This is a genomic window from Crocosphaera chwakensis CCY0110, assembly GCF_000169335.1.
Classification (GTDB): domain Bacteria; phylum Cyanobacteriota; class Cyanobacteriia; order Cyanobacteriales; family Microcystaceae; genus Crocosphaera; species Crocosphaera chwakensis.
In genome coordinates this window covers 103,390-115,193 of sequence record NZ_AAXW01000005.1, presented here as the reverse complement: position 1 = coordinate 115,193, position 11,804 = coordinate 103,390, and the positions used below count along the sequence as shown (strand labels likewise).

Sequence of the window (11,804 nt, the reverse complement as noted above, 5' to 3'; positions counted from 1 at the left end):
GAAATGATATATATTTTCTTACTGTTACCATTGCCTTCTGTCTCCTTTATCCTTAGAACGGACAAAGTTAGGCAAAATCATCATACTAATTAATCCTAACCAGGCTAAACCACTAATCCAGTTCGCCCATCCTAACCCATGAAAAGTAGCATGAATATCATAGGTTCCTGGTTCAAGGTCTAACCCAGTTAGATTATAGTCTCGATAATGAACAGCAAAAGGTCTTTTAGAGGTTTTTCCATTAACCCGAACTTTCAACATATCGGGATAATACAATACGGGTAACTGGACTATATTAGCTTCTTCTGTGACAGTAATCTTACACACCGTAGTCACTCCTTGTTGCTGACAGTTATCTTCTGTTTCTGTGACCGGAATTAAGGTATGTTTGGGTAACATTCCGTCTAAAGAGAGTTTTTTGACTCGAATATTTAAGGGTTGACCATCACGAGTCCCTCCTTGGACAACGAATTTTAGACCAAAATCATTACTAGATTCAGGGAGGGGCGGAAACGGCACTATTTCGGTTAATTCACGGGAAACTAAAGGAAAAGAACCAATAACTTGCTCATCAAAATGAACTTCTAAGGTGGCAGTATCAACAATATTGTCTAAGGGAACTTCTCCTTCAATCAAAAGTACCGGTTTTTCTCCTTCTTCCCAAGCAGGATAACGTAATTCTGCGTCTAAGATTAAAGGATGATTCACGAAGGTATTCCAGGTACTATATCCAGGAATCCAGTCAGGATGCAATAAGGGTAATTCTGCTTTACCGTATAGAGTTCTGATGGGGGGACGATAAAGATAGTCTAAAGCTCCAGAATACCGAAATAAAGGTTCTTCGAGTAATTTATCGACGGTTAGGGTTCCTTTAGGTGCCGGAAGCCAAGGACGACTGGCTAAAACAATCACTAGGATACCAATAATTAAATGACGGCGATCGAGTCGTCTGCGAAATATTAACACCGTAGCATAGGCAGTCAATAAAGCCCCGGCCCACATAACATGGGTGAGAAAACGGAAGGTAAACTGAGTTACCCACAGTTTACGGGGTAAAATACTCCAAATATCAATGGGACTCCAGGTTAAAAACAAGGCAACCCCAAACACCCACAATAACCCCAACATATAGGGGCGAGTTTGTTGTAATTTGGGGGGAACACAAGGGGGGGATACATAGTTATAGTACATAACCACACCCCACGCAGCTAATAAAATCCAGCCTACTGCTGGATGTAAGCCATAGGTAGCAGCTAAACCAGTTTCTGAGGGTTCAGGGGGTAAAGAAGTCGGAGACAGTAAGTTAGCAAGGGGAGTATAGGTATTCGTATGAAAAGGATTGATAACATCGATTTGTTTACGAATGGAAAGATAGGGAGAAATAAAGACAACGGGAGCTAGGAAATAAAATCCGAGTAACCATCCTAAACCGTAACTTTGGAGAGGAGGAAGTAAACGAGAAAAAGTAAAGTCAGTTTTCCTTGTTTGAATAACAACAATTAACGCTAAAAGTGCAATAAATAAAGTGCCATAAACAAAGGTAATAATATGAGTAACGGCTAAACAAAACCAGCTAATGGCACTGATAATAAGATAACGCCTTTTCCCTGTTAAATAACATTGAATGACGTAGTATAAAACAATTGGTAAAATCCCTTGAGCAATGGCTTCGGTAAAGGCTCCTCTAGCATGAATATTATTTAAAAAATAAGGAGCCGACATATAAGCAATGCCAGCTAATACCGCAGCAATACGGGATTGTGTGAGTTGAAAGCTTAAACGATAAATATAAAATGCTCCAAGGGTTAAAGCTAGTATAATAACTAATTTATAGGCTTCGTAAGGATTAGTTGGGGTGACTAATTTATAAAACCATCCTCCGATAAAATAGGGCAGTTGACTATAAAATTGAAACCCTGGATAACGCCAGCTATTATCTTCAATTGGGGCAACTCTTAAGGGAAATTGTCCTTCAATAATAGCGGTTCTTGCTTGGGCGATATAACCAACATGAGAAGCCGTATCATTAAAGTTTCCATTAATTATTTTTGATGAGGCCATGGGTGCCATTAATGAAATGGCAATCAAGCTATATAACAACAAAATCCCTAGAGAAATACGATGCTTGTATAGCCATTGATGAACAGATTTTATAATGTTTTTTAAGTTCATAAATCAAAAAAAATTAACTAAGTTTATAAATAAAAATAGTATCGTTTCGAGAATAAATGGGTTGGTTATTAATTAAAAGTTTCCAATTTTTGGCAGCAATAGGATTAGTTTCTTTTTGGGCATAAATTTTTTGTTTTACGGTACTATCAATAAGCAGATATTGATAAGGAAGTTGGGAAATCACTTCACTTTCTGGATTAAATCTAGGGGGAGCATAATAGGATTCAATATTGATAGGATAGTCTTGTATTTTACTCAATAAGTCAAGATATTGCACGAACCCCATATTAACGCCAAAAAGCTGATAAGTAATGACATTGTTATTATCTTTTGGTAAGAGGTTACGGCTTAGCAAGTATTTTACTCCATGTTCGGTTTCTTGTCCCCAGTTAATCGTTGAATCATCGGCTAATTTCCATTTTTCTTGAGTCCAAAGTGGGTTAACATAACTCAAAGATTGATTAATTCCTAAAATCCCTAGATAGACATACAGGTTTAATACTCCTAGTAAGACGTATTTTTGCCATTTATGTTTCAAAATGACTGTTAAACTAGCAATTAATAAGTAAATAAATAATATAATAGGATAAAAATATCGATAACCAATAATGAAGCGACTATCTTTCGTTAACCAAAAATAAATAAGAGGATAAGCACTCCCTAAAATAATTAAAGGTAAGGTTTGTTTATTAATGTAATCTTTACTTACTATCTTCTGAAAACTAATTTTATAAATTAAAATTGACACTAAAAATAATCCGACTATAAATAGACCAGGATTTTCTTTAAACCAAAATATTTTAGTTAAATAGCCTAAAGAAGTCATTGAGACAAATTGCCCATTCCAAAAGGGTTCTCTAATTCCTCCTGCTGTACTCAAATTCATTTTTATACCATCAATGTAAGCCCACAAATTGTCAATTAGAGACTGATTTGGTAAATTTCCAAATGCCCAACGATACATTAAACTAATTAATAAAGCTTGAATAAGTAAACTAAAAACACCGAATAAAGAAAACTGTATTAATCTTTGTGTTTTCTTTTTTTTGAATAAAAATATAGCAATAAAGATATACGTTCCTAGAGTAATGGGAAGTAGAATTAAGTTACTAAATTTTGCATTAAGTGCTATAAATAGACAAATAGTAAAAACTAGAAAGTGAAATGCTAGCAAATTATTAGAGTTAATAACTGTGTCATAAATTATTATCAAAGTTAGCACAGATAATAAAGCATAAATACTAACACTGACATCAAAAGCAATTAAAAAACTGTGACTATAAAAGCTAGGAGAAAAAGTATATAAGATAGCAAATACTAAAGAAATTTGAGAAGGGATTTTTTTAAAGATAAAAGTATATAGATAGAACCAAACAAAAATAAAACTATTAAAAATTAAATAGGGTAAACGTAAACTAAATAATAATTGATGAAAATTTTTAGCATTCTCCATCAAGAGATTGTAACCTAAATTAAAAGCTGCTAAACGCGCCTCAATACTCTCTTCTCCACTAATAATATTAATGGTAGGAACTTCAAGATTATAATCAGGAAAAAATACACTAATAATTAGAGAATTAATTAACTTAAAAAAGAGAGGATGTTCTTGATTTAATCCTAATCCTTGAGTATAAGCATAAGCAGCACCAATATAAGCAGATTCATCTGAAGTTATAGACGTTTTATTTATTAAACAAAACCCAATAATATAATAAATAATTACCAAAAATATAAACAAGAATTGCTTAGGAAATCGTTCAAAACGAAGATATTTAAGCCCCATAAAGTTCCCATCAACCAGGATTATTCTCCCTTAAACGCTAGTGATTAGGTTTACCATAAGTTGGCTATTTTGTCAAAAAAATGACCTCACACTTGATTCAAGGCAATAGGAATAGGAAATAGCGAACAGGGAACAGTCGTGTATATTTATTATTAATCTGAGGAACTTACAAGATAGGTAAAATAGTCGTATAATAAAGCATTTAGCTTAATCTCTTTAAGATAGGCAAACTAATTAAACTATGGCAATTAAGGATTATTTAATTAATAAACTACGTAGAGTCTTAGGCATTATTGATATTTTAGCAGCCCTTGATCAAGTTTTAAAAGATCAAAAACGAGAGTTAATTAAAGAACTTCTCAATCAAATTAAACCAGGAAGTATTGTCGAATGTCGGGTTAATGGGGTTGAACTTTTAGCCCCTATCGAACCCTTGCAAGTTTATCAACATTGTGTTTTTCCTGATGCAGAACAAAAGCTTAATTTTTCTATTGAAAATCATTGCGCCCAGTGGCTATGTTCTCATATAAACTATGGAGATACAGTGCTAGATATCGGAGCAGCTTTTGGAGTCATTAGTTTTCCGTTAGCTAAAGCAGTGGGAAAAAAAGGTCATATTTATGCCTTTGAACCAGCAAAAAATACCCAAGACACTTTACAAAAAATTATCAGTTTAAATCATATTTCCAATATTACTTTAGTCTCTCAGGCTATTTCTGATAAATCTGGCGTTGCTGAATTTATTGAATATAGCCAAGATAACGACTCAACCTGGGCTTCAGATACCTCAACCTTAGCCTCGGATAATAATATTGATGAATATAAAAAGTTTACAACTTATCAAGTCTCTGTGATAACTTTAGATGAATATGTAACCAAAAATTCTATAAAACCATCAGCGATTAAAATGGATATAGAAGGCTTTGAATTTTATGCTTTACAGGGGTCTAAACAAACACTAGAAAAATATTTACCCTATCTGTGTATTGATATTCATGCTGATGTTAAAACGGGAAAATCTTCCCTAGTTGAAATCGAACCCTTTTTACAATCTCTTGGTTATCGGTTAACAACGGAAGAACATACCCTCTATGCTATTCCCCCCGAAAAAATGTAACAAGATAGAATAGGTTAATGATTTTTGAAACGATAAGTTGTTGACTGTACAGTTTCTTAAAAAACCCAAGAGGATATGAACGGTGTTAATTTCAATTATTGTACCCTGTTATAACGAACAAGAGGTTATCCAGATAACTCATAATCGTTTAGTCTCAGTTTTAGAAGGAATAACCCCCCAATATGAACTTATTTATGTTGATGATGGGAGTCAAGATGAAACCGCTAACCAGCTACGACAATTACAGCAAAAGGAGCAACAGGTTAAAGTGGTGTTATTATCTCGTAACTTTGGCCATCAAATGGCCGTAACTGCCGGACTCGATCATGTCAGTGGGGATGCTATTGTTTTAATTGATGCAGACTTACAAGATCCTCCAGAAGTGATTAAAGAGATGGTCAACCGTTGGTATGAGGGGTATGACGTAGCTTATGGAGTTCGGACTGACAGACAGGGAGAAACCCCTTTTAAACTGTGGAGTGCTAAAGCATTTTATCGCATTATGAATCGTTTATCTGATGTCTCTATTCCCCTCGATACGGGAGACTTTCGTTTAATGGATCGTCGGGTGGTAGAAGCATTAAAAATGATGCCTGAACGCGATCGCTTTTTACGAGGAATGGTAAGTTGGGTGGGGTTTCGTCAAGTTGCTGTTCCCTATCAACGGAGTCCGCGTTTAGCTGGAGTTAGTAAGTATCCTCTCTTTAAAATGATTCGTTTTGCTGCTGATGGTATTTTATCCTTTTCTTTGGTTCCTTTAAGAGTCGCTATTTGGGCTGGTTTATTCACCGTTGCTTTATCTATCATTGGCATTATTTATGCTTTATTTGTGCGACTTTTTACCATGAGTTGGGTTCCGGGTTGGACGATTTCTTTTATTGCTATTCTATTTATTGGTGGCATTCAATTGATCTTTTTAGGAGTCATTGGTGAATATATTGGCCGTATTTACCGTGAAGATAAACGTCGTCCCCTTTATTTAGTCAGGGAAAAGTTAGGTTTCGGATCACATCAGCAAAATGGTTGTGTTGATCGAGTTAAACAAGTTACCTATGCTGGAGAAAATGGCAACGAAATGATTTAATAATTAAAGCTATTGATTATTAACTAGGAGGGAAAATTAACCTTGGATAATATTTGTCGTGTTTGTGATTCTACTAATTTAGAATTAGCCATTGATTTAGGACATCAACCCTGGTGTAATAACTTCTTGAAACCTGAAGAAGTAGGTAAAGAACCTTTTTATCCTTTGCGAGTTTTATACTGTCATGATTGTGGAACGGTTCAGTTAGATTATACTGTGAAAAAAGAGATCATGTTTGGGGATCATACCTACCTTTCTGGAGTAACAAAATCCTTAAGTGAACACTTTAAAAATGTTGCTCATGAAGTAGATGATCGTTTCTTTAAAGATACTCCGAATAAATCTGTTTTAGATATTGGGTCTAATGATGGAACACAACTGAAACATTTTCAAGCATTAGGTTATGATGTTTTAGGGGTAGAATCATCAAAAACCACCGCAAAAATAGCTGAAGATGCAGGGGTTCCTACAGTTAATGATTTCTTTAATTTAGAGGTTGTAAAACGCCTTGATCGCAAGTTTAACGCTATCAATGCAGCCGGGGTGTTTTTTCATTTAGAAGAGTTACATTCCGTTACTGAAGGGATCAGAGAAGCGTTAACAGACAACGGAGTTTTTGTGGTTCAATTCCTTTATATGAAACGAATTGTCGATAATTTAGCCTTTGATCAAATCTATCATGAACATCTTTTATATTATAATTTAAACACCATTGAAGTATTATTGAATCGTCATGGTTTATCCATGTTTGATGCTTATTTATCTCCCATTCATGGGGGATCAATTATCGGTTTTGTTACCCATCAAGGACAGAAAAAACCAAGCGATCGCTTACAAAAAATGCGTCAAGCAGAAGTAAATGAAAATAGTAATGAATTCTCGACTTATTTAGACTTTGCGAAGCGTATTGAACAGATGAAAGCTGATAATTTAGCTTACTTAGATAAAGCGAAAAAAGAGGGTAAAACCGTTTGGGGTTTTGGAGCGCCGGTTAAGGGTAATACCATGTTAAATTATTTCGGTGTAGGAACACAATACCTTGATTATTTAGTAGAAAAAAATGAACTGAGACGGGGACTTTATTCACCAGGAATGCACATTCCTATTATCATTGAAAAAGAATTAACCGAACTTCCTGACATTTATTATGTATTAGCTTGGAACTTCAAAAAAGAAATTTTAGCTAATAATCAACATTTAATCGATAAAGGAATTGAGTTCTATTTTCCTGTTAATCCTGAAGATATTTAAACTTATTTTATTATCAAGAATATTAGGGCAATTGAATAATTGTCCTTAAAAAATTACACAAAACAATTCGCTCTAAAACAGTTAGAGTTAAAAGAAAATTTCACACCCTACACCCAACCTTTACTAATCAATGTAAGATATAAATTAACCTGAGTTCGGGTTAAGCAGATTGAGCTAGAATCTAGTCCATTATACGGAAATTTTGTTAAAATCAATGGTAATTATCTAAAAATCCAGCCAATTTTTTATCTTTGAATGCTTCCTTGTAAGCTGTCAAAAAGGATTAAAGTTATGACAACTCAACGCACTGTCCTAGTCATTGCTAATTCAAAAGAAGATGACATCACCTATCAACAACAATTACAACAGGACAGAAGCATAGTCTACAAAATTCTCTTAGGGCGCAGTAACACTACTTTATCAGCCTTATCTCAATCCACCCTGAAAATTGATGGCATTTTACTCGAGCTTGGATCTCCCCATACCCCCAGCCTTCAGCTTTTAAGCCAATTAAAAAAACAGACCAACGCCCCCATTATCGTCATCGACGGTGGCGACACAGAAATCGCGGTGCAAGCCTTTAAAAATGGGGCTGATGACTATTTGATCAAACACCGAACAACCCCAGATGATTTGTGTCTAGCCATGCGGACTGCCATTGAAAATGCAGAATTGAAACAAGAACTACAACGCAGCCAGGAAACATTCCGTACCTCGGTGGAAAATATGCTAGACTGCTTCGGTATTTTTTCAGCCATGCGGGATGACTTAGGAAAGATTGTAGACTTTCGCATCGACTATCTCAATGAAGCAGCCTGCCAAAACAACCAAATGCCCAAAGCAATGCAAATTGGTCGAGGGCTGTGCGAAATTTTGCCCGCCCATCGTCAATCAGGACTGTTTGACGAATATTGCCGGGTGGTGGAAACGGGAAAGCCCTTAATTAAAGACTCATTAATTTACGACGACACCTATGGCGATCGCCGCTTGATTCGAGCCTTTGATATTCGAGCCAGCAAACTGAATGACGGTTTTGTGGCCTCCTGGCGAGATGTCACCGCTCATCGACAGCTAGAACTAGAACTAAACCAAACAATCACCCATATTAATCAGCATCAGCAAACTACCCTGGCTCTACAACAAAGCCAAGAGCGACTTAATCTAGCGATGAAAGCTGCCAGTATGGGCAGTTGGGACTGGAACATTCAAACGGGGGAGGTTAACTGGTCTAGCAACCTAGAAAACCTATTTGGCATGTCTCCCGGCAGCTTTGATGGCACCTACGAAACTGTCCGAGCCATGATCCATCCTGAGGATTTACCTAAAGTTGAGCAAGCCCTTCAACGCGCCCTCTACAACCGTGAAGAATATAATATTGAGTTTCGCTTTATCAAACCTGATGGTAGCCTGCGCTGGGCGTTGGGTCTGGGGCGCGTTTTTTACGACGATGAGGGCAACCCTATCATGATGACAGGTGTGGATATGGATATTTCCCACCGAAAACAGATAGAAACAGCCTTGAGAGCCAGTGAAACCAAGCTGCGTGGCATGACCGATAATGCCCCCGTTATGATTTGGGTAACTGATTCCACTGGGTCTTGCACTTACCTCAACCAAAGATGGTATGACTTTACTGGGCAAAGGGAAGCGACCGCTTTGGGGTTTGGCTGGCTAGATGCGGTTCATCCTGAAGACAGCGAAGCAGCTAGAGGGATTTTTCTAAAGGCCAATGAAAAGCATGAATCGTTTCGGTTGGAATATCGATTGCGGCACCACAGTGGTCAGTATCATTGGGCTATTGATGCTGCTCATCCCTGGTTTGGGGAGAATGGAAAATTTAAGGGCTATATCGGTGCCGTCATTGATATTAGCGATCGCAAACAAGCCGAAGAAGCTTTGCGCCACTCTGAAGAACGCTATCGCACTTTATTTGAGTCGATGAGTGAAGGGTTTTGCGTCATTAAGATGTTGTTTGATCCCGATAATCAGCCCATTGATTACTGTTTTTTAGAAACGAATCCCGCTTTTGAGCAGCAGACAGGACTGAGCCAAGCTGTGGGCAAGACGGCGAGGCAATTGTTACCCGACCTTGAACCCCACTGGTTTGAAACCTACGGCAAGGTCGCTCTCACGGGAGAATCAATTCGGTTTGAACATGGCTCGGATGTGATGGCGCGCTGGTTTGATGTTTCTGCCTTCCGAATTGGTTTACCTGAAGAGGGAAAGGTGGCGATTCTATTTGAGGAGATTAGTGAGCGTAAGCAAACCGAACGAAAACTGCAAGAAAATGCGTTACGTTTTCATACTTTGGCAGACAATATTTCTCAATTTGCCTGGATGGCTAATGAGCAAGGCTGGATTTTTTGGTATAACCAGCGCTGGTTTGACTATACAGGGACTAACCTCGAAGAGATGCAGGGCTGGGGTTGGCAAAAAGTGCATCATCCAGACCATGTGAAGCGAGTTACCGAAAAAATCAACCAATGTTTTGCAACGGGTGAGATTTGGGAAGATATGTTTCCCTTGCGAAGTAAAACCGGCGAATATCGGTGGTTTCTCTCTCGGGCAATTCCTATCCGTGACGAACAAGGGAAAGTGTTGCGCTGGTTTGGTACCAACACAGACATTACCGAGCTTCGAGAAGCTGAAAATGCCCTCCGCCAGAGCGAAGAACGCTATCGGTGTTTAACAGAGTCAATTCCTCAATTGGTCTGGACAGCTAACCGGGAAGGAGAGTTGCTCGATGTCAATCAACGCTGGATCGAATTTACTGGTCTGAGTCTCGAACAGGCTCGGGCGGATGGCTGGGAAGCGGTGGTACATCCAGAGGATTTGCCTGTGCTGAGAGAGCAATGGACTGAAGCCGTCCAACGGGGAACTCCTTATCAGGCAGAAGGGCGGATGCGGCGAATGGATGGAACTTATCGCTGGTTCCTGCACCAAGCAATTCCCCAAGGGAATGAGCCGGGCAAAATGATCAAATGGTATGGCACAGCAACGGATATAGACGTTCAAAAACAATTAGAGCTTGAGCGCGATCGCCTTCTGGCTCAAGAGCAAGCAGCGCGAGAAGTGGCTGAGCGAGCTAACCGTATTAAAGACGAGTTTTTAGCCGTCTTATCCCATGAGTTGCGATCGCCTCTTAACCCCATTCTGGGCTGGTCTCAGTTGCTTCAAGTCCGAAAGTTGGACGAAGCGCAAACGGCTGAAGCACTCCATACCATCGAACGCAATGCTAAGTTACAAACCCAACTTATTGACGACTTACTGGATGTGGCTAAGATTTTGCAGGGCAAGCTCAGTCTGACAATGACCTCTGTTAATTTAGCCAAGACCATTGAGGCTGCCATCGAAACAGTCAAACAAACGGCAAAATCCAAATCCATTGCCCTAGAGAGCCAATTGCCTAACATTGGTCAAGTTTCGGGGGATGAAGCGCGTCTTCAGCAGATTGTTTGGAATTTGTTGTCCAATGGGATTAAGTTCACACCGAGTGGGGGGCAAGTGAAAATCCATCTCAAGCGGGTTGGCTCCTATGCTGAAATTTTAGTGAAGGACACAGGTAAAGGCATCAGCCCAGATTTTCTGCCCCATATTTTTGAGTCTTTTCGCCAAGAAGATGCTTCAATTACCCGAAAATTTGGAGGATTAGGACTGGGTCTAGCAATCGTCAGTCAGCTGGTTGAAGCCCATGGTGGCACGATTAGGGCAGAAAGCCCCGGTGAAGGACTGGGAGCGACTTTTACGGTACAACTACCTTTGTTAGATGCTGAGTCGGAACCCCAACTGTCCCGTGAGTTGCCTCAATTAGCCGCCCTGGATTTGACAGGCGTTCGAGTCTTAGCTGTTGACGATGACCCTGATGCAAGGGCGTTGATCACGGGACTCCTCAGTGAATATGGAGCAGAAGTATTAACTGTTGCTTCTGCTCCAGAGGTACTGGCTAATCTGGAGTCTTTTCAACCCGATGTTTTAGTCAGTGATATTGGAATGCCTGATCTCGATGGCTATTCCTTGATTCGACAAGTGCGTGCCTTACCAGCCCACCAAGGGGGACAAGTGCCGGCGATCGCACTAACAGCCTATGTGAGAGAAGTTGATCATCAGCGAGCTATTGATAACGGTTATCAATGCCATGTCTCTAAGCCCCTTGAGTCAGAGCCTTTGATAAAAGCGATTCTCGTCCTCACGGGTAATTAATCAAATTCCTCTGGCAAAACAATAGAGAGAATTTGCTGGATATTTGGTTATTTTCAGCTTACTACTTGTCTCTTTACTTATCCCGAACTCACGTTAAATTAGACCAAATCCGCTTATTTTAGTAGAGTAACATTTTTTCTCCCTGCTCCCTGCTCCCTGCTCCAAGACTTAATACTATACTATCTAAAACGGATCTA

Annotated in this window: 6 protein-coding genes; 4 read left to right on the top strand and 2 right to left on the bottom strand. The window is 38.8% G+C overall.

The window, feature by feature from the left end:
• Positions 1-24: 24 nt before the first annotated feature.
• Complete coding sequence (locus CY0110_RS05010) at positions 25-2,172, bottom strand: 6-pyruvoyl-tetrahydropterin synthase-related protein (RefSeq protein WP_035798532.1); 2,148 nt, start codon at positions 2,170-2,172, stop codon at positions 25-27.
• 13 nt (positions 2,173-2,185) lie between these two features.
• Entirely contained in the window at positions 2,186-3,955 is a 1,770-nt protein-coding gene (locus tag CY0110_RS05005) for a hypothetical protein (RefSeq protein ID WP_008274225.1), read from the bottom strand.
• A gap of 241 nt (positions 3,956-4,196) precedes the next feature.
• Here CY0110_RS05005 and CY0110_RS05000 point away from each other — a divergent pair, with 241 nt between their 5' ends.
• The 4 genes from CY0110_RS05000 (at position 4,197) to CY0110_RS04985 (ending at position 11,607) form a co-directional block, all read left to right on the top strand.
• The gene (locus CY0110_RS05000; RefSeq protein ID WP_008274224.1) at positions 4,197-5,072 is read left to right on the top strand and encodes an FkbM family methyltransferase; all 876 of its coding nucleotides are present in this window, start codon (positions 4,197-4,199) and stop codon (positions 5,070-5,072) included.
• Positions 5,073-5,154: 82 nt separating this feature from the next.
• Positions 5,155-6,156: a glycosyltransferase family 2 protein gene (locus tag CY0110_RS04995; RefSeq protein ID WP_008274223.1), complete on the top strand. Its 1,002-nt coding sequence runs from the start codon at positions 5,155-5,157 to the stop codon at positions 6,154-6,156.
• A gap of 42 nt (positions 6,157-6,198) precedes the next feature.
• Entirely contained in the window at positions 6,199-7,407 is a 1,209-nt protein-coding gene (locus CY0110_RS04990; protein ID WP_008274222.1) for a class I SAM-dependent methyltransferase, read from the top strand.
• A gap of 291 nt (positions 7,408-7,698) precedes the next feature.
• Positions 7,699-11,607, top strand: coding sequence for a PAS domain S-box protein (locus CY0110_RS04985; protein WP_008274221.1), 3,909 nt, complete (start codon positions 7,699-7,701; stop codon positions 11,605-11,607).
• Positions 11,608-11,804: the final 197 nt, after the last annotated feature.